Origin of the sequence: Marinobacter sp. EhC06 (assembly GCF_001650915.1) — a bacterium.
In the GTDB taxonomy this organism is placed as follows: domain Bacteria; phylum Pseudomonadota; class Gammaproteobacteria; order Pseudomonadales; family Oleiphilaceae; genus Marinobacter.
In genome coordinates, this window is the sequence record NZ_LXYO01000001.1 from 296,972 (window position 1) to 316,965 (window position 19,994).

The 19,994-nt window shown below is 55.4% G+C and carries 17 protein-coding genes; 7 read left to right on the top strand and 10 right to left on the bottom strand.

Annotation, left to right across the window (positions count from 1 at the left end):
- Positions 1-28: 28 nt before the first annotated feature.
- Complete coding sequence (locus A8B84_RS01330; RefSeq protein ID WP_008171357.1) at positions 29-271, top strand: helix-turn-helix transcriptional regulator; 243 nt, start codon at positions 29-31, stop codon at positions 269-271.
- Entirely contained in the window at positions 261-1,445 is a 1,185-nt protein-coding gene (locus tag A8B84_RS01335) for a type II toxin-antitoxin system HipA family toxin (RefSeq protein ID WP_064228762.1), read from the top strand. Before A8B84_RS01330 ends, A8B84_RS01335 begins: the two co-directional genes overlap by 11 nt.
- Here A8B84_RS01335 and A8B84_RS01340 read toward each other — a convergent pair.
- The 3 genes from A8B84_RS01340 to A8B84_RS01350 all read right to left on the bottom strand — a co-directional run bounded on the left by A8B84_RS01340 (position 1,402) and on the right by A8B84_RS01350 (position 3,608).
- Positions 1,402-1,710 carry an MGMT family protein gene (locus A8B84_RS01340; protein ID WP_064228761.1) on the bottom strand — a complete coding sequence of 103 codons (309 nt, stop codon included), beginning with the start codon at positions 1,708-1,710 and terminating at the stop codon, positions 1,402-1,404. The genes A8B84_RS01335 and A8B84_RS01340 overlap by 44 nt on opposite strands.
- Positions 1,710-3,047: an AmpG family muropeptide MFS transporter gene (locus tag A8B84_RS01345; protein ID WP_201257843.1), complete on the bottom strand. Its 1,338-nt coding sequence runs from the start codon at positions 3,045-3,047 to the stop codon at positions 1,710-1,712. Before A8B84_RS01345 ends, A8B84_RS01340 begins: the two co-directional genes overlap by 1 nt.
- Positions 3,048-3,125: 78 nt before the next feature.
- Positions 3,126-3,608 carry a YajQ family cyclic di-GMP-binding protein gene (locus A8B84_RS01350; RefSeq protein ID WP_064229001.1) on the bottom strand — a complete coding sequence of 161 codons (483 nt, stop codon included), beginning with the start codon at positions 3,606-3,608 and terminating at the stop codon, positions 3,126-3,128.
- 111 nt (positions 3,609-3,719) lie between these two features.
- Here A8B84_RS01350 and A8B84_RS01355 point away from each other — a divergent pair, with 111 nt between their 5' ends.
- Both A8B84_RS01355 and A8B84_RS01360 read left to right on the top strand, forming a co-directional pair.
- Positions 3,720-4,691 carry a response regulator gene (locus A8B84_RS01355; protein ID WP_041645339.1) on the top strand — a complete coding sequence of 324 codons (972 nt, stop codon included), beginning with the start codon at positions 3,720-3,722 and terminating at the stop codon, positions 4,689-4,691.
- A gap of 299 nt (positions 4,692-4,990) precedes the next feature.
- The gene (locus tag A8B84_RS01360) at positions 4,991-6,016 is read left to right on the top strand and encodes an AraC family transcriptional regulator (RefSeq protein WP_064228760.1); all 1,026 of its coding nucleotides are present in this window, start codon (positions 4,991-4,993) and stop codon (positions 6,014-6,016) included.
- Here the strand turns inward: A8B84_RS01360 and A8B84_RS01365 are convergent.
- The 5 genes from A8B84_RS01365 to A8B84_RS22015 form a co-directional block, all read right to left on the bottom strand.
- Positions 6,013-7,224, bottom strand: coding sequence for an argininosuccinate synthase (locus tag A8B84_RS01365; protein ID WP_064228759.1), 1,212 nt, complete (start codon positions 7,222-7,224; stop codon positions 6,013-6,015). The two genes, A8B84_RS01360 and A8B84_RS01365, sit on opposite strands and share 4 nt — an antisense overlap.
- 138 nt (positions 7,225-7,362) lie before the next feature.
- Entirely contained in the window at positions 7,363-7,764 is a 402-nt protein-coding gene (fliS, locus tag A8B84_RS01370; RefSeq protein ID WP_064228758.1) for a flagellar export chaperone FliS, read from the bottom strand.
- A gap of 36 nt (positions 7,765-7,800) precedes the next feature.
- Entirely contained in the window at positions 7,801-9,792 is a 1,992-nt protein-coding gene (gene fliD, locus A8B84_RS01375) for a flagellar filament capping protein FliD (protein WP_064228757.1), read from the bottom strand.
- A 201-nt stretch (positions 9,793-9,993) separates the two neighbouring features.
- On the bottom strand, positions 9,994-10,431 hold the full coding sequence (locus tag A8B84_RS01380) for a flagellar protein FlaG (RefSeq protein ID WP_064228756.1): 438 nt from the start codon (positions 10,429-10,431) through the stop codon (positions 9,994-9,996).
- 72 nt (positions 10,432-10,503) lie between these two features.
- On the bottom strand, positions 10,504-12,006 hold the full coding sequence (locus tag A8B84_RS22015) for a flagellin (RefSeq protein ID WP_064228755.1): 1,503 nt from the start codon (positions 12,004-12,006) through the stop codon (positions 10,504-10,506).
- Between the two features lie 394 nt (positions 12,007-12,400).
- Between A8B84_RS22015 and A8B84_RS01390 the strand changes: the two genes are divergently transcribed.
- A complete protein-coding gene (locus A8B84_RS01390; RefSeq protein ID WP_064228754.1) occupies positions 12,401-13,912 on the top strand; it encodes a flagellin in 1,512 nt (503 codons plus the stop codon).
- Positions 13,913-14,007: 95 nt separating this feature from the next.
- Positions 14,008-16,008: a hypothetical protein gene (locus A8B84_RS01395; RefSeq protein ID WP_064228753.1), complete on the top strand. Its 2,001-nt coding sequence runs from the start codon at positions 14,008-14,010 to the stop codon at positions 16,006-16,008.
- 234 nt (positions 16,009-16,242) lie between these two features.
- Here A8B84_RS01395 and sbcB read toward each other — a convergent pair whose 3' ends face one another.
- A complete protein-coding gene (sbcB, locus tag A8B84_RS01400; protein ID WP_064228752.1) occupies positions 16,243-17,688 on the bottom strand; it encodes an exodeoxyribonuclease I in 1,446 nt (481 codons plus the stop codon).
- Positions 17,689-17,737: 49 nt separating this feature from the next.
- Positions 17,738-18,613 (bottom strand): hypothetical protein, encoded by an 876-nt coding sequence (locus tag A8B84_RS01405; protein WP_064228751.1) that lies wholly within the window; start codon positions 18,611-18,613, stop codon positions 17,738-17,740.
- 352 nt (positions 18,614-18,965) lie between these two features.
- Between A8B84_RS01405 and A8B84_RS01410 the strand changes: the two genes are divergently transcribed.
- Positions 18,966-19,994, top strand: coding sequence for a response regulator (locus tag A8B84_RS01410; protein WP_064228750.1), 1,029 nt, complete (start codon positions 18,966-18,968; stop codon positions 19,992-19,994).

Here is a 19,994-nt window from a genome sequence, read left to right on the forward strand (position 1 = left end):
AATTATTTTAGCCAAAAACAGGCCGGCAATGGATTTTCAGACCCTCGGACACGAAATCTCTGCATTCCGCCAACAACAAGGCGTCTCCCAGCAAAAAATGGCAGACCACCTCGGCATCTCTCGCGCCACAATCAATGCGCTGGAAAACGGGCGGTCTGGCGACATCGGCATCCGCAAGGTTATGAAAATACTCGACTACCTGGGTAAGGAGCTGGCTGTCCGGGACAAGTCTCCATTCCCGACCCTGGAGGAGCTGCGTGATGAGCGATGAGTTGGACGTTCATGTAAATCACAGGCCTGCCGGGAAACTGTTCCGCGAGTCAGGCGAATTTGTCTTCAGCTACTCCGAGAAAGCCAGTCCCGCCGCCTTCGTCTCGCTGACCATGCCGGTCCGCAAAAAAGATTATAGCCACCCCCAGCTGCACCCGGTTTTCGAGATGCATCTGCCGGAGGGCTACCTGCTGTCGGTAATCAAAAAGCAGTTTGCCAAACTTACGGATACCGACGACTTTGGGCTTCTTCGACTCCTTGCGCCGAATATTCGTGGCAGAGTCGAGTTCAACCCTGATGACCAGTCTGGCGAACCTTCATTGAGTCTCGAGAAACTCTTGCACTCTGACAACCCCACCCTGTTCGAGGAGCTGGTGTCACGGTTTGCGCTTCGCTCTGCACTGAGTGGTGTACAGCCCAAAGTCCTGGCAACACTCGAAAACAAGGCGACACTCCGGCTCGAAGACTACATCGTCAAAGCTTGGGGCCCTGATTATCCCGAACTGGCTCTCAACGAATACTGCTGCATGCTCGCCTGCCAGTACGCCGGAATTCCCGTTCCCGAATTCTATCTATCGGATGACGAATCCCTGTTCATCATGAAGCGGTTCGATTTGAAAGACGGCGGCGAGGCGCTTGGCTTTGAAGACATGTGTGTGCTTCAGGCAAAACAGCGGGAAGAAAAGTACACCGGCAGCTACGAGCAAATTGCCAAAACCATCAAAACTTTCGTTAGCGCAGAGAACAAGAAAGCCTCCCTTGAACAGTTTTTCAAGATGATGGTCCTGAACAATATCCTGCAAAATGGCGACGCCCACCTGAAGAACTTTGGCCTGGTCTACGAGAGCATCGATTCCATCAGACTAGCGCCCGCCTACGATGTCGTGTGCACAACCGCCTATATCAGGCAGGATATCTCCGCTCTCACCGTCATGGGCAGCAAGAAATGGTGGCCCAGAAAACATATGGAGCGGTTTGGAGTTCAGGTCTGTGACCTAAGTGCGATCAAAGCCAGAGAGTTGTACGAGGAGTGCTTGAGGGCAATTGCGAAGGTTCAGCTCTATATTGGGGACCGGCTTTCACGGGAACCTGCCGGAGAAAAAGCGGAGCTGTTGGCTCACCTCCAGACGCTCATTGCCAACGAAACCGCGACATCGAAACCCGCCCATCAATGACTTCGACACCCTCGGCCTCAAGCCGGCTGACCTGCTCCCGGTATTTCTCGGACCCTTCGGGAAATGCAATCTGGCCGTTACTGCGAATCACCCGATACCAGGGCACCGCATGCCCTTCTGGCAGCTTGCCCAACGCCTTTCCGATATATCTCGCCTGACGGCCCAATCCTGCCATCTCCGCAACCTGGCCGTAACTGACCACTCTCCCCTTTGGGACGGCCAGTACGACTTGCCAGATTTTCTGGTCTTTGGTTGGTTCGACCATCAAGGGCTTACCGCTTCTGCATCCGGTTTTGATTCATTGCGTGGCGCTAACGCATCCAATCGATGGCCATTTCGAATCATGAACATGGCCAACAGAATGGCAGGCACGCCCATTATGCCGGCAACCAGGAAGAATTCTGCATATCCGAAGCACGCCACAACAATGCCCGAGAACCCGCCCAGAAACTTGCCTGGCAGGGTCATCAGGGAACTGAACAGTGCGTACTGCGTGGCCGTGAACGAGGCACTGGTCATGCTAGAGAGCCAGGCAATCAGGGCCACGTTGGCTATGCCGCCGCTGAGGTTATCGGCGCTCACCACCGCGGCCAGGGTAATGATGTTGGGCGGGTATTGGGCCAGAACGACAAACAGAAGATTGGTGGTGGCGGTCATGATTGCGCCAAGCAGGAGAATTCTGCGAACCCCGTAGCGAACCACCATAACCCCACCAACCAGCGAGCCGGCAATGGTCATGAAGAAGCCGAAGATCTTGGTCACGTCCGCCACCTGGGTTTTGCTGAAGCCCATGAAGTCCAGGTAGAAGGGATTGGCCATAACGCCCATGGCGATGTCCGAGATACGGTAAACGGCAACCATGAGCAGGATAACCAGAGCCAGCTCTTTGTAACGGCGAAAGAAATCCAGGAACGGGCCGGCCACGGCGGCGTAAAACCAGCCGACCAGTCTCGCCAGGCGGGGATTCAGATGAGTGCGTTTGGCCGCCTCCTGCTCGATCTTGTGGGCAATGTCCTGAGCGGCGGCAAAGTGGTTCACGGTGGGTTCGCGAACGATCAAAACCGTCAAAGCCCCAACGCCAACGAGGGCCGCCATCACCTCATAAGACACCTGCCAGGACCAGAATTCCGCCAGGTAAAGAGCCCCGGCGCCGGCCACCAGAAGCGCCAGACGATAACCGAAGATATACGTCGCAGCCAGCGCCGCCTGCAGCCGTTCCTCGGCAATCTCGATGCGGTAGGCATCAATCGCCACGTCCTGGGTGGCCGAGGAAAAAGCAACCAGCAGGCCGCAAAGAGCCATCATTTCAGGAGCTGCCGTGGCATCCACGTGAGCCATCAGATACAGCCCCGTAGCGATACCCGCCTGCGCAAAGATTATCCAGCTTCGCCGCTTGCCCAAAAGCCGGTCGAGCAACGGCAGTTTCAGGCGGTCCACCACCGGCGCCCAGAACACCTTGATCGAATAAGTAATACCAAGCCAACTGAAAAAACCGATGGTGGCGGTTTCCACCCCGACATCCGCCAGCCGGGCGTTAAGGGTGGAAAACACCAGCAGAAACGGCAAACCCGCCGAGAACCCCAGGAATAACAGGGCGATCACCTGCCAACGGGTGTAGGTGTAGAGCGTATCCCGAATCAGGGTCAGGCGGGTGCCGGTTAAGATGGTGGAGCCTCCGGATCAGTCGCGGAAATTATTGAATTGCAGCGGGATATCCAGCTCAGCTTCGCGCAGCATGGCGATGGCTTCCTGAAGATCATCCCGTTTCTTGCCGGTCACTCGCACTTTGTCGCCCTGGATACTGGCCTGGACCTTCATCTTCTGGTCCTTGATCATCTTCACAATCTTCTTGGCCATATCGGTTTCAATGCCCTGCTTCAGCAGCAGGTGCTGTTTAACCAGCTTGCCGGACTTGCTGTCACCGTCCTCGGCCAGCGCGCGAGCATCGATATTACGCTTGGCAAAGGCCATACGCAGCATGTCCAGCAACTGCTCAAGTTGGAACTCCTGCTCGGCACTGATGGTAATGCCCTTGTCGTCCAGCTCAATGTCGGCTTCAACGTTCTTGAAGTCCCAGCGATTGCTCAGTTCGCGCTTGGCCTGGTCAACCGCATTGGTGACTTCGTGCATATCGATTTCTGAAACAATGTCAAAAGAAGGCATGATCGTTATTCTCCAACAGGGTAAGAAGGTATACTTCTTCAATTTGCTGGGGATGATACCAACCCCCGGCATCTCTCGCACCTGACAACGGACTGCTAAAAGTAGATAACAATGCCAAATCTGGACCTTCCCATCCTGGTAGTAGACGACGCGAAATTCAGCAGTATGGTGGTTGGCCGCACGCTGCGAAATGCCGGATATCGCGACGTACGCATCGTGAATAACGCACCGGAAGCCCTGCAGTTGATCGAACAGCGCCCGGTAAGCGTTCTGATTGCCGACTGGCTGATGCCCGAGATGGATGGCCTTGAGCTGACGGACCAGGTGCGACAACAGGACGAGCAGAACAATCACTACACCTACGTGATCCTGCTCACGGCACGGGAAAGCGTCGAGGCTCTTTCAGAAGCCTTCGACCGGGGCGTGGACGACTTCATCTACAAGTCCGACATGACCAAGCAACTGATCCCCCGCATCTTTGCCGCAGACCGAATGGCCGACCGCCAGAACACCCTGCTCCGGGCCAACTCCCTGCTCATCGAGAACAACCGAGAACTGGAATCCACCAACATCATTGATCTGGAAACCGGCCTCTGCAACACCAAATACGGCCGCGAGCGGCTGACCAAGATGCTGCGCCACGCCGAATCCCGCGGCGGCTGTTCTGCCTACGTACTGTGCGGCATTCGCAACTGGCAGGAGCTCAAGCGCAAACACCCGCCCACGGTGATGAGCGAACTGGCCATCGGCATTGCCCGCCGACTGAGCACCCTGATTCGCCCAATTGATGCCCTGTGCCGCGTTGGCGACAACCAGTTCGCCATCATTGCCTACTTCCCGAACAGCGATCACTGCACCACTACCGCCTTCCGGCGCGTCTTCGATGGCATCAACCACAAGGCCCTGAAAACCACAGCGGGCTACATTTCCGTGGAGGCCGGCATGGTGCTGTGCAAAGCCGACGCCCAGAACGGCACACCCTCGATCCAGGATATGGAACGAGCAGCGGTGCAGGGGCTGGTGGATGCCTATGATACGCGTAGGTTTACCGAGACTGCGCCGGAGATCGGAGCGACCGCCTGAACCGGCATCACATTCGGTAACACTGATACACACTTCACAAACAGACAGGAAGGCACGCAAGACTTATTCTGCAATTGTGGATTTAAGCAGTATCCCCCATGGCGGAGGAGCCGAGTAGTACCTCCGCCGCCATATGGGGAATCGAGTCCACCGGATTAACGAATTTTTCAGGCACTTTCGTTCTTTCCTTGTTTTTTGGGCCAGCTTTTTAGCTGGCCTTTTTATTTTCTGCTCCAGACGTTTACGCACCAGTTCCGTTATACTCCAACGATAACGACTCCAAAAACAGTGCTGTAACCATGAAAACCCTCGGAACCGCCTCCGTCGCTGCCCTGCGCCAATACGTTCGTGCTGCCGAATCCGCCGGCGCGGATATCAATCGCCTATTCGACCAGGCCGAATTGGACCAGAACATCCTGGACACCGACGACGGCCGCATTAACGGTGAACAGTTCCAGCACTTTATCCGTTTATTGTGCGAACAAACCGGCAACCCCATTCTGGGCCTGGAAACTGGCGACTTTGTTCAGCCTGGCTCCTACAGCGTGCTTGGCTACATCACCATGAGCTGCGCCACCCTGGGCGAAGCAGTGGCACGCATTGCGCCGTTCGAAAAACTCGTCGGAGATATGGGCACCACCAGCCTCGCCATGAAAGGCGAAGACATCAAACTTACCTGGAACTGCAACTACACCGATCCCATCGTTCGGCCGCAACTGGTGGATAACGTGTTTGCCTCCTGGGTGAACTATGCCCGCTGGCTTGCGGATAATCAGGAAGCCTCCCCCAGCTCGGTAAAACTCCGCCGATCCTCGCCAGGTTCAGAATTTGAAAAGGCCTACCAGGAGCGCTGGCACTGCCCGGTCACCTTCTCGGCCGATGAAGACAGCCTTACGCTCAAGAAAAACCTGCTGGAAACACGACTGAGACAACCCGACCCCCTGCTCCGCAAAACCCTGGAAGCTCACGCCCTGAGCCAACTGGCCTCCCTGGATACCGACAGCGACCTGACTTCAAAGGTCCGCCACAGCATCCAGCAACAACTGATGCACGGTATCACCCGACAAGACATGGTGGCCGAAGACCTGGGCATGACCAGCCGAACCCTGCAGAGAAAACTCGGCCAGGAAGGTGTGTCTTACCAGAAACTGTTAGATGAAGTGCGGCAAAAAATGGCCGAGGACTATCTTCGCAACAGCGAGTTGGCCATTCCGGATATTGCACTGAGGCTGGGATACAGTGAAACCACGTCGTTTCACAGGAAGTTCAAGGCGGTAACGGGGAAGACGCCCGGAGAGTTCCGGGCGTCCGTAGAGCAGACTTAAAGCTTGCGGCCTTTGCCAGCAGCAATCCGCAGACGCAGCGCATTCAGCTTGATAAAGCCTTCCGCATCCTTCTGATCGTATGCACCCTGATCTTCCTCAAAGGTGGCAATCTTCTCATCGAACAGAGAATCCTCTGATTTACGGCCAACCACATCCACATTGCCCTTGTAGAGCTTCAGGCGAACGGTGCCGTTCACATAGTGCTGGGTCTGATCGATCAGTGCCTGCAGCGCCTCACGCTCCGGGGACCACCAGTAACCGTTGTAGATCACCTCGGCGTAGCGCGGCATGATGCTGTCTTTCAGGTGCGCCACTTCGCGGTCCAGGGTGATGGACTCGATGGCACGGTGGGCACGCAGCATGATGGTGCCGCCCGGGGTTTCGTAACAGCCGCGGGACTTCATGCCCACGTAGCGGTTCTCAACGATGTCCAGACGGCCGATACCGTTGGCACCCGCAAGCTTGTTCAGGGTTTCCAGAACCACGTGGGGCTTCATGTCCTGACCATCGATAGCAACAATGTCGCCCTTCTTGTAGGTCAGCTCAACGTAGGTCGGCTCATCCGGCGCGGCTTCCGGAGACACACTCCAGCGCCACATATCTTCCTCGGCTTCCGCCCAGGGATCTTCCAGGTTGATGCCTTCGTAAGAGATGTGCAGCAGGTTGGCATCCATGGAGTACGGGCTCTTGCCCTTCTTCATTTCCACCGGGATGTTGCGCTCTTCGCAGTACTTCAGCAGCTTCTCGCGGGAATTCAGATCCCACTCACGCCAGGGGGCAATCACTTTCACGCCCGGCTTCAGCGCGTAGGCACCGAGCTCGAAACGCACCTGGTCGTTACCCTTACCGGTGGCACCGTGGGAAATGGCATCGGCGCCAGTCTCATTGGCGATATCGATCAGACGCTTGGCAATCAAAGGACGGGCAATGGACGTACCCAGCAGGTACTCACCCTCGTAGATGGTGTTCGCGCGGAACATCGGGAACACGTAATCGCGCACAAACTCCTCGCGCAAGTCCTCGATGTAGATTTCCTTAACGCCCAACGCCTCGGCTTTCGCCCGCGCCGGCTCAACTTCCTCGCCCTGGCCGATGTCGGCGGTAAACGTTACCACCTCACAGTTATAGGTATCCTGCAACCACCGAACGATTACGGAAGTATCCAGGCCACCGGAATAGGCCAGCACCACCTTTTTGATATCAGACATGCCCTTGCTCCAGACTGAACAGAATGGATGTGTTGAAAATAAGGGCAGTATTGTACGGGAGAGCGGGGGGAATGGCTATTGGGCCGGGGTATTACCCAGCCCAATAACCGGGGATAGCATGGCAATCAGATATTCGCTTTAGACAGCATGCTGTTGGCCGCCTACGGCTTCCTCGCGAATGCCGTCCCAGCCTTCTTTGATGGCTCTAAGCAAATCAGCAACCTCATCGAGTTTGGCAACGTCATTCTTTGAGTTCGCTTCGAACAGCGTCCGCTCCATGTAGTCATAAAGACCTTCCAGACGAACAGCCAGATCGCCGCCCTTCTCAAAATCCAGGAAGCTGCGCAAGCCGCCGATAATCTCAATCGCCTTAGAGATCAGCTTACCCTTGCCTTCGTAATCCTTCGCCTGCATCCGCGCCTTTGCCATGTTGATGCGCTCAAGAGCACCGTTGTACAAAAGCTGAATCAGCTTGTGTGGGTCGGCATCGGTGATGCTGGTTTGGGTGTTTACGCGCTGGTATGCCTGTAAACCGTTCATATCAGACCTCTTCGTTCGCTAACCGACTAACGCCGATCAGTTGTTGTTCCGGTTGTTTTGGGGTGCAAGCGCTGCAAGCTGCTGGCTTACGTAGTCTTGGGTGCTGTTGAGCTGCGAAATCAGTGAGTCGGCTGCTGTGAACTGGCTTACGAGGCGCTCACGATAAGCTGCGATTCGCTCTTCCAAACGTGCCTGATTCTGCTGAATCTGCTCAAGGTCACGGTTAAGGCTTTCTGTGCGTGATTCGAGAGCACCGTCGGCGCCAACGAAGCTGGTCACAAGATCAACTGTTCGCTCTGCGACACCTTCTACAAAGGTAATTGAGCCGCGATTTCCGGTCTGATCGCCCAGAATACGAACCTGAAGCCCGGACGCTCCACCACTGCCATCATCAAGGAACAGAACCTGACCATCTCCTTGGGCTGTCCGACCACCAATCGTACCTGCGACATCGGATCCGACTGCTCCAGTGGCAACCGCCAAGCCATAGGCGGCCCCGTCTTCAACAGAGGTAATACTGACATTGGAGCCGCTGCCGTACTGGGAGGAGGTAAACGTTAACTCACCTCCAGCCCCTATACCCACCTGAACTGAGCCACCAGAGGCGCTGAGTGCATTATTAGCATTGAGCTGCGCCTGGAGCTCATCCACCAATTCCTGAGCGGAATTATAGGTTTGCTGGGTCAACTGAACGCTGACGGTCGTTTCGCCATTTACCAGAAACGTTAACTCATCGTTGCTTCCGTCAATTGTGACTGGGGCAGAAACGGCAGAAGCTCCCACCAGACTTCCCTGAGTCGCAGCTTGGGTGATGTTGATAGCATATTCGCCGGGTTCGGTATTTACCCCGCTTCGTACAAACTCAACCTGGCTGTCACTTGCGCGCCCCTGTTCGGCAAACAAGGCAGTAACATCGTCCGGATTATTCTTCAACTGCTCTTGAAATTTCGCCCTGTCAAAATCAAGACCTCCCGTCTCAAAGTTGGTGGTGATACCAACGTCGGCCAGACTCCTCACGCTTGCCCCTTCGAGGCCAGGAACGACCCGGGTCAGAATCTGGCGGAGCTGATTTTGAATCCCCCTGACTGTTCTGTCTCCATTGAGAAGCCCGCCTACGCCAGCCTCTGCATTGAAGCCGGCAAGGCTGTCAATCGTCGACTGAAGAGAATTAAATTTGTCGACAAACCCTGCCACACGATCAGCGACAGCGCCGTAGTCCTGCTGAACCTTAACAATGGAAGTTCCGGTGGCTGCGATATCGAAGGTAAGACCATCAATAACATTTTCAAAGTTGTTGGTAGAACGAGTGACTTCGACTCCGTTTATCTTCATGACCGCGTCAGAGGCGGCGATCGTTTCGTTCAAACCAGAATCGGCATCCATTCCCGTGTTGAAGGCAAATCGCGAAAGTCCCTGGTTATCAGTATCGGTACCGCCTGAATCCCCGGAAACGGAAATACTCACAGCATTATCTGTACCCGTCTCATCGGCAGACAGAACCAGCTGGAAACCATTGCCTGTATCGATTACGCCAGCTGATACCCCAGCCTCCGCCTCATTAATGGCGTTGGCCAGTCCCTGAAGCGTGTCATTGCTGTTATCAATCGTAATATTCGCAGTGTTGTTGCCAACGGAGAGAGTTAGCGTCCCCTGGCCAATACTTGTTGAGTCCCGGTCCGCAAAGACGTCCCGAGACGCGAGCGCCTGCGCACTTGCCAAACTGGTGACTTCAACACTGTAGGTGCCGCGGTTGGCTTTGGAACTGTCCACTGCCACCGCTATGTCTTCATTGGACGAGCTCGCCGAGAAGGCCTGCAGGTTATCTGGGGCACTCAATTGCCTCATGGGGAGGCGTAGTTCAGTGATGGCACTGCGCAGCTTCCCGTAAGCCGAGATCAACGCCTGAGTCTGTTCCGTTTTCTGGGCAAGACGGTTCTCAGTTGGGGCCCGCTCAGCCTGGACCAACTGATCAACCAGGTCCGACGTCAACACGCCGGAACCGATACCCAAGGATGAAATACTTGCCATAACTGTGCCTCCTCAAGGGGGCTAATCCACTCACTGTTCAGGTTATCGGCAAAATGCGGCAAAACTTTGCCTTTTTCTTTCACCAATTTGTAACAGCTTGTAAAAACAAGCTTAGCTCATAACGCAGAACACCGCCGGACCCTCTCGGGTGCGGCGGTGCTGAAATACCGATGCTTAAATCACTGTATAGGCGGCAACCGCTTACACTTTGATATTAAACAACGTCAGCGGCTCATCCTGCTGCAAGTTTTCTGCCAACCTCATTGCCACTTCATCTGGAATCTGCCGAATGACTTCCTGGGTTTGCTGGTCCACTACACGAACAACCGTCTGACCCAGTTCGTTATTCACTTCAAACTGCAGATCCCGCTGGACATTCTGAACATAACTGTTCAACTGCGACACCGCATCATCAAGCTCTTCCCGCTGGGCCTCATTCTGCTTCTGAAGCTGTTCCGTTCTGGAAACATCCTGCGTTTGAGGAGCTGTAGATGTGGGAGCAACGCGTCCCGCTGTCGAAGAGGCAAGGTCGGAGGCATTCCTGCCTTCGGCCTGAGATGACGAAATTGCCCGAGCCGGCGCTTGGTCACTGGCACGAACCAGCTTCAGATCCGGGCTGTTCAGGTTAACGTCATTCATAGCTTACCTCGCTATCCTAAAACGGCGCTAAGCCGGAACCCGCAGGTTCCGGCTAGTACCGCTATGCCCCAATTACTGCAGGAGGGACAGAACCTGCTGCGGACGGGCGTTCGCCTGTGCCAGTACTGAGATACCAGCCTGCTGCAGAACCTGGGACTTGGATAGTTTCGCTGTTTCAGCCGCGAAGTCTGCGTCCAGGATTCGGCTGTTTGCAGCACTCAGGTTTTCAGAGGTGGTCGCCAGGTTAGCAATTGTGCTTTCGAAGCGGTTCTGAGCCGCACCGAGATCAGCCCTAATACCACTGATTTGCTCCAGTGCGGCGTCAGCAATCTCAATTGCGCTGTTGGCGCCAGCTACAGTCCCGATGTCAATAGAGGACACAGACTGAAGATTGGATCCAACTACAGTATCAGCCGCGACGTTCAAAATACTGCCTGCAGTCTCTGCCACTGAGGAACTGACAGAAAATGCACCAGATGATGAAAACTCAACCGAACCTGAAGCAATAGTACTATCAGAGGTACCAGCTGTGAGTGTGACAGCTGAAGGATCGCCACTGCCTTGAAGTGTAGCGGTACCAGTAGCATTACCGGAGTTGGCAAAATTTTCCAATCGGATATCTTTACCATCGGCCTGAGTCAGGGTAATTTCACCCCCGTTGGCTTCGGCAGTGATGCCAGTCGTGCCGGAGGTATCGTTGATGGCTTTTGCCAGAGCGCCGAGATCCGTTGTAGTGACCGCCGCAGAGATAGTGGCAGTATCACCACCACTTCCCAGAGTGAATGAGACTGTGCCATCATCCGAGAGGCCAGCAAACGTCGCTGTTGTGGACGCTGTAGCTGTCACGCCGGTGGTTCCAGTTTCGGCGTTCACTGCCGCAGCAATCGCTTCAGCAGTGTCGCCTTGAGTAAGGCTAATGACTTTAGAGCCTTCGGTACCAGATACGGTGATGTCCTGGGTAGCAATAGTATTATTTGCTACTGTCGCCACATCAGCGGCGGCTACAGCAACAGAACCCGTACCTTGGCTGACAGTAGTGTCACTCTCGCCAGAAACGGTGTTGTTACCGATATCTGCACCGCGCGCGCCAGTGATTGACACTGAAATTGTCTGATTGGCGTTCGCACCAACCTGAAATGACTGGGCTGTAAAGCTACCATCCAAGAGATTCAGGCCGTTAAACTGTGTAGTGCTTGCAATGCGATCGAGCTCTTGCTTGAGCTGGTTTACTTCGCCTTGCAGCGCAGAGCGGTCTGAAGACGAGTTTGTAGAGTTAGCGGACTGGACCGAAAGCTCACGGATACGCTGAATGATGTTGGTAGTTTCCTCCAAAGCACCTTCTGCGGTTTGCGCCAGAGAAATACCATCGTTCGCATTCCGCTGAGCAACATTCAAACCAGAAATCTGTGATTGGAATCGAGTAGAAATCGCCAGCCCTGCCGCATCATCTTTTGCAGAGTTAATCCTCAGACCTGAAGACAAACGCTCCAACGCCTGATTCGAAAGTTCTTGAGACTTGCTCAGCTGATTCTGAGCGGACAGTGACGCAACGTTAGTGTTAATACCGAGAGCCATTATGCTTCTCCTTCGACTGGTGTCGTTATTTCATGGAAAAGGTCTGGCGCCCTTTTTTCACTTTGGGAGCGCCGCCCTGTTACACCGCTTAACGGCCCCCCATTCCCATCCTTTAGAAAAAAAAGCCCAAATTTTGTAAAGGAATGTAAAACCGTTTAAAAAGCGGCAAACGCATGCCAGAAAAAAGAATCCGAAAACGTAACGATCAGTCAAAAAACACCCAATCTATATATTTTTTAGCTTTATTTTCATAGCCTTAAAAGCATATTACCGAAAGTGGCACGCCCTTCGCTTACTCAGATAAAAACGGCAATCAAACGAATACCTGCCGGTCGTTCGTTTCCTGTTTTCGGAAAAAACGAATAGCCGGCACCTCTGAGCAGGGAGAAGAGACATGCCTCAGATCATCAACACCAACATTGCGTCACTCAACGCGCAGCGAAACCTCAATGCCTCTCAGGAAGATGCCAACGTTGCACTTCAGCGTCTTTCTTCGGGTTTGAGAATCAACTCTGCCAAAGACGATGCCGCAGGCCTTGCGATCTCCGAACGCTTCACCTCTCAGATCAAAGGCCTCAACCAGGCAATCAGGAATGCCAATGACGGCATTTCTCTTGCCCAGACGGCAGAAGGCGCCCTTGGCGAGTCCGGCAACATTTTGCAGCGCATCCGTGAACTGGCGGTTCAATCTGCTAACGCCACGAACTCGGCTTCCGACCGAAAGGCTCTGCAATCTGAAGTGAACCAGTTGAAAGGAGAGCTTGAGCGAATTGCCACTACCACTGAGTTCAACGGACTCAAGCTGCTGGATGGCACGTTCCAAGCCCAAAAATTCCAGGCGGGCGCTAACGAAAACCAGAGCATTGCAGTTTCTATTGAGGGAGCTCGCACAGACGACCTTGCCAACAATACGCTCTCAGCAGCCAACGCAACTCTTAACCAGGGTACAGGCTCTACTACGGCAGCCAACGCTACGCTCCCGGCGCAGAACACGATCGGCGCTCAAAACCTCACGATTTCGAGTTCCCTGGACAGCCAAGTTGTACCAATCACCGCCGGAGATACTGCTGAAGATATCGCCGCCTCCATAAATGATATAGCGGCGACCACGGGTGTTAACGCTACCGCACGAACCTCCGCGACCCTCAGCAATACTGCAACGACACCGATTGCAGTGCCACAAACCGTGTCACTCACAATCTCAAATGGTAGCAGTTCAGCAACGATCTCAGCGCAGATTACAGATGCCAATGACCTGTCCGCCATTGCTCGAGAGGTAAACGCAGCTTCGGGCAAGACCGGCATTACTGCCGAAGTAGAAAATGACGGCAGTATCACGCTGGTTCAAGAACAAGGCAAGGACATAACCATTGAAGACTTTACTGCTACCGGTGCACAGCAGCTGGCGGTTCAGGGAAGTGGTGACCCAAGCGCTATTGAACTGACAAGTGGCGCTGCTAATGCTACCCGAATCGCTGGCGAACTGACTCTCGATTCATCGGTAAGCTTTGCAGCCACCTCAGACGCGACTCTGGCAGCAGGCAGTGTTCTGAATAGTGCCCAGAACATTGCAGCGGGCTCCACTCCAGAAGCCGTATCAGGAATCGACATCAGCACTGTTGATGGGGCAACCAGCGCCCTTGCCGTTGTCGATGCCGCCCTGGAAACAATAAGCGGCATCCGCGCCGATCTTGGTGCCGCCCAAAACCGACTTGAGTCCACCATCGCGAACTTGAGCACCACGTCCGAGAACCTGTCGGCGGCCCGCTCCCGGATCCGGGATGCAGACTTCGCCGCCGAATCCGCCGAATTGGCCCGAACCCAGGTCCTCCAGCAGGCAGGCCTCTCCGTTCTGGCACAGGCCAACGCAAGGCCCCAGCAGGTTCTGCAGTTGCTGCAGGGTTAATGAGGCAGACCGGGTGATGTCGGATTACGCCCCTGGCTAATCCGACCTACTTTTTGATCGCAGTGACTGCCGCGGCAGGTTTTATGAGGTGTCCCATGCAAGCCAAGCATCAAGTCCAGGTATCCCAATCCCAACAGGCCCAGGTTGCCCGCCTGCTTCTGCAGGCCAACCTTGCCTACGGAGAGTCCAACAGCAACGGGCTCAGCCATATTCAGCGGTTGAAGGCCCGGCAGGAATGTCGGGGCTACCTGAACGAGGCGCTGGCTCTGGAGCCGGAGAATGCCGGTGGCCTGGGCCTGCTTGGCCGCGTGGAGATGGACGACGGGCAGCTTGAGAAAGCACATACCCTGTTCAATGCCAGCCTGGACCATCAGCCGGATGAGGCGCAGCAGTATTGCAACCTGGGCTACTGGGCCCTGAAAACCGAGCGGGCGGCGCTTGCAGAGCAGTATTTCCTGCAGGCTCTGGACTGCGAGCGGCAATCTGCCGCCGCTTTCTGCGGTGTTGCCCATTCAAAGCGTTTGCAGGGGCAGTTCGATGTGGCCTACCTGCACTACCGCAAGCTGCTGGAAACCGGCGCCGAATGGGATTCCGTCTACAGCGGCATGCTAACCTGTGCCCAGCACTTGAAAGTGAGCAAGGCGGATTCTGCACTGGCCCGTGATGCTATCGCCCTTCTCCAGCGGGATGGCTTGCCGCATCAGGAGCTGGGCCAGTTTGTCAGCGCCATTATTCATCAGCAATACGATCTGGATAACCCGGATGCTCAGATTTTCCTGGATGCCGCCAGCGAAGATGAACTGCTGATCCTCGCCCTCCAGAGAATCCTGATGCCCAATCCGGCCGTGGAAGAGCTGGTTACCCTGCTGCGTCGTGCGATCATTGCCGAAGTTGCACAAACCGTTGAACTTCGGGACGAACTGCAGCGCCTGACGCTGGCCATCGCTCAATACGCCGACAGAGCCGGCTATGCCCTGTCCGCCGAAGACGATGAAGAGCGACTGATCTCTGCCATCAACGACAGCATCCAGGCCCAGTTTGCCCTTGGCGAGGAGCAGGACGGACTCATCGGCTCATTGATGATCAGCGCAATGTATGGCGCCCTCTTCCACCAGCCTTTCGCGGTACAACTTGGCCAATGGAACCTAGTGGACTGGCCTCTGGCGTTACAGCCCGTTCTGGCCGCCAGCTATTACGATCGCGCCGAGGAAGAGGCGATCAAACAGAATTTCGATGAGAAGGCCGAGGAACTTTGTCTGGATAAGACCGATGTTCCCCAGGCATGGCCGTCCTGGTCTCAGTTGGCCTACCGCACCGAAAGCAGCCTTAAAACACTGATGGCCACTGAACTGGGGCTGGACACAGAAAACCTCCCGGCCACCCTTCGCATCATGGTGTGCGGTGCGCAATCTGGCCAGCGGGCGATGGAACTGGCCAGCTATCTGGACGATGTGGAAGTGATCGCAGTGGATGAATCCCTGGCCAACATCGCCAAAGCCACGCGCATGGCGAACGAGATGGGTATGGACAACATCGTGTTCTGGCCCTGGTCCATCGCCCAGCGTTTTGTGGCCGATGGCCACCAGGTGCACTGGATCGAAGTCGGTCGCCTGCCCTCATCGGCCATGACCACCCTGTCTCTGGCGGCTCTGGTTAACCAGGCCACCGGCTCCGGCGCTGTGGTGCACATGCATACCGCCATTGCCGAGCAAACCTCCGGCGACAAACAGATTCGCAAACTGGTTGCCGAGCACAAGCTCCAACCCACCCGCCAGACGCTGCGACAGCTCCGCCGGATGGTTCTTGCCAATAGAAACGATACCGCCTGGCAGGAACTGACCGCCGACGCCGATTTCTACAGCCTCGGCGGCTGCCGAGACAGATGGTTCCGGCCGCAGGACACGTCACAACTGAAAGAGTTGATGGCCATGGCGAGTAACGAGGTGGAATGGAAGCTCGTGAAAGCGCGGGATGTGGATGGCCACAGCCTGGCAACCGGACCGGTGCAGAAGCAAATTCAGGCGGAGGCACTGGGCAGTGAGGTGCAGAGTCTGATGGGGCAGAGTTTGAGTGTTTATTTTGTGAAGCGGCGGTGAATTAGCTTCGTGCTTGGGGTGTCGGATTACGGCTTTCGCCTAATCCGACCTACGGGCTTTAGTGGGGTGTCGGATTACGGCTTCGCCTAATCCGACCTACGCGTTGGAATCCGGGCTGATGCCTAAGCCATGTAGGTCGGATTAGGCGAAAGCCGTAATCCGACAAAAAAGCGCATTCTCTTGCAGGCGAAGGCGCATTAAACAATGGCGGCTCCAACGGAGCCAACATCCCTATCAGATATAAGGAATCAAAGACTCCCCATACAAATGCAAATCCTCAAGGATATGCCGCCTCTCCGGCGTCAATTCCGGGTCTGCTGCGAGGCGCTGTAGCTCCTGGGCATACGCCTCCAAAGACCGCCAGCCCTTCTTCGGGTGCATTAGCCTCTGGCTGCGAAACTCCTCCCATCGCTCCAGCTCCTCACCCATCAGACTGCCCGGATAATTCCGCGCCCGATAACGAAACAGCAGCTCCTGCAGACGATCATCTTCAAAGGTCACATCCAGCTCGCCCAGGGTTTCCACCGGCTGCTCCAGCACCCAGTTCAGTTTCTCGCGGTCGGCTTTGCTGATAAAGCCGCCAGCATAGAGCTGTTCGTCCGGGTCGGTAAGGTCGCTTTCGTGGGGCTGGTCGAAGGCCTCGGCAATCCTGGCTGGTAGATCCGGGGCCTTGCGCAACATGGCCAGATTGGCCCGCAAAGTATCACCATCCAGCGCCAGTTCTTCCAGGCGTTCTTGCGATAGGGTAGAAAGCATGTTCGCCGGCGCCATTACCGGGCACTTGTTCAGTTGCACCCCTTTCAGTGGAAAGCGGCTTACGCCCTCCCCCAATTCCGCCTGGGAAGTAAACACCCGCTCACGAATCTGCTCAGGGCTGGCGTTTATCAACTCGGAGGGGTCTTCACGCAGGTCGTAAACAATCACCAGGTTCTTGTTGGTGGGGTGCTCGGCCACCGGCGCCACCATTGCGCAGCAACCCCGGCTGGCCGGGTACTTGGCGGATATGTGGAACACCGGCTTCATGGTGGCGGTGTCCAGCATCGCTCGGGCTGAGTGCTTGTCCTTGTTCTGCAGCACAAAATCAAAGAGCTTTGGCTGTTTTTCTTTGATCAGTTTGGCTACCGCAATGGTTGCCTCCACATCCGACATCGCATCGTGGGCCGCCTCGTGGGCAATGCCGTTGGCAACGGTCAGCTCCTCCAGTTTGAAACTGGGACTGCCATCTTCCTTGCGGGGCCAGTTGATACCCTCCGGGCGCAGAGCATAGGTCAGGCGCACCATATCAATGATGTCCCAGCGGGAATTGCCGTTCTGCCATTCGCGGGCGTAAGGGTCGCGCAGGTTGCGGTACAGGGTGTGACGGGTAACCTCGTCGTCGAAGCGCAGGCTGTTGTAACCCACCACACAGGTGCCGGGCTGGCTGAAAGCTTCGTTGATCTGGGCGATAAACTCGGCCTCCGGAAAACCGTCTTCCAGGGCTTTTTGAGGAGTAATGCCGGTGATCAGGCAGGCCTCTGGCGCTGGTAAGTAGTCATCGGCAGGCTTGCAGTAGATTACCAGCGGTTCTTCGATGATATTGAGATCCGCATCCGTTCGCACGCCGGCAAACTGGGAAGGCCTGTCGTGAATCGGGTCTACCCCGAAGGTTTCGTAATCGTGCCAGTAAAACGAGCGGATCAAGGGACTAAGCTCCTGCCGAATGGGTTAAACACTGGCAGGAGTTTAGCATTTAAAACAATTGGGTACCCATATCGTCCCGATGGGTCTGCAGCCGATCCACGCCTTGGGTAATCAATTGGCTCATATCCACTTTCATGCTCGTGGGCAAATTGATAAACACCCCTTTGCCAGCGTTGATTACATTGGCACCGTCCGGGCTCTGCCACTCCACCCCTTCTCGCTGGAAACCAATGAAGAAATCGCTGGTGAAATCGGTCACGCCATCAGCGCCCTCTTGGCCCACATACAGTGACTGAAGGTGCGTCAGAGGTGCGCAGTTAGTGCCAGAGGTACAGTCCGCTGTTCCATCATCAATGCCGATATGGCTGGCCCGATAATTGGTGGCCTGGGTGTTCTCATCAAAAAGCGTAGCGTCGAATTCCTGCCCGGAGCCGTCCACCAGCTTCAGGCCAATATCGCCACTGAAACTGCTGGTCAAAGAAGAAACCGAACCTCTCGCCTGCCCGAACCCCATACGAAAGCCCGAAAGCTTCCCCTCGGCAGGGTCTTCCGCCAGCTCGATATAAGGCTTGAACGCCTCGAAATGAACCGTATCTCCGGCACTGTAAGTACGGCCGTTGAACTGCTCACCGTCATTACGGGCAATATGGCCCAGCGCCACATGCTGTGCAGCGAAGTCCACGCCGCCATCAATCTCGCCGGCTTGCACGTCATCCACGTTCATCCGGGTTTCCACATCCATGGTCAGCGTCATACGCGTGAACGCGTGGCTATCTCCCGGTATGTTCTCGATCTGCATAAAAGCCTGCCCGGTCACCTCACCCATTGTTTCCTCAGAAATGGGCTCCAGCTCGGCCTGGGCAACGGGCGCAATACCCAGGCAGAACAGGGTGACGGCAGCGTATCCATACGCTCGCTGTCTCATATTTTGTGTCTCTGAAGTAGTATTTTAGAGCCAGTTTCCGACGCCCGACTCCACTGCAGCCCGGTTTGTTTTTGGTTTTCCCGGTGCTCACAGGCGGCAGGGTTTTACATTATTTTTTATTTGCCGCAATCACACTATAACCAAGGCAGATCGGCCAATAGAGTGAGCAGAGTCACAATCGCCGTTTACAATTCAGTAATACTCAACCAACTTTGAATACAGTCACAAAACCTTTGGCTTAATATACTTACAGCACCTTACCGATTGTTACGAATGCTGTAGCAAACGTGTACATAACAAAGACTACTGGTATACTTTCGCACCTTATGACCAACCCTCTACGGCCCCATCAATGACCACCCGCATTCTGATCTGCGACGACTCTGCCCTTGCCAGAAAGCAAATGGCCCGAGCCCTGCCAGAAGGATTGCGTGGGGATGTCAGCTTCGCGAAAGACGGTGTGGAAGCATTGGAGAAGTTGCGCCGGCATGAGGCAGAGCTGATGTTCCTGGATCTGAACATGCCGGAGATGGACGGCTATCAGGTGCTGGAGCAGGTTCGCAGGGAAGATTTGCCGGTCATGACCATCGTGGTTTCCGGCGATATCCAGCCTGAAGCCCGGGAGCGGGTAAAGAAACTCGGCGCCCTCGACTTTATCAAGAAACCCACCGAGACGTGCATTGTGCTCGACCTGCTGGTGGAATACGGGGTGTATCGCCCCGGAGAACTCGAAGACACGGCGCTGCAGGACACCAGCCTCAAAAGCACAGGCAGCCCCGCCCCGGAAATCTCCGTTTCCCTGAACGACTACCTGCAGGAAATCTCCAACGTCGCCATGGGCCGATCCTCGGATCTCCTGGCTCGCCTACTGCGTGTCTTCGTTAAACAGCCGATTCCCAAGGTAGCCTTCCTGGCCAACTCCGAACTGCACATGGCGATTTCCTCAGTCAGCGACAGCGACACGTATTCGGCCGTGTGCCAGGGGTTCACCGGCGCCGGAATCGCCGGGGAAGCACTTCTGCTGTTCGCAGACGCCAGCTTCCGGGAAATGGCAGAGATGCTTCACTACGACACCCTTGAGGGTGAAGCGGTGAATGTGGAAGTGCTGATGGATATGTCCAGCATACTCTTCGGCGCCTTCCTCAAAGGCATCGGCGACCAGCTGGACCTGAAACTCGGCCTGGGCCATCCAACGGTTCTTGGCCAGCATCGGCAGATTACCGAATTGCTTGAACACCACAGTTCCAGGGAAGAACAGCTGCTGTGCATCGAAATCTGCTACACCCTGGAAGACAGGGACATCGAATGCGACATGCTGATCCTCCTCACCGAGGATTCAGTGCCTTTTCTTGAAGATCGCCTGCAATATCTGGTGGACTGA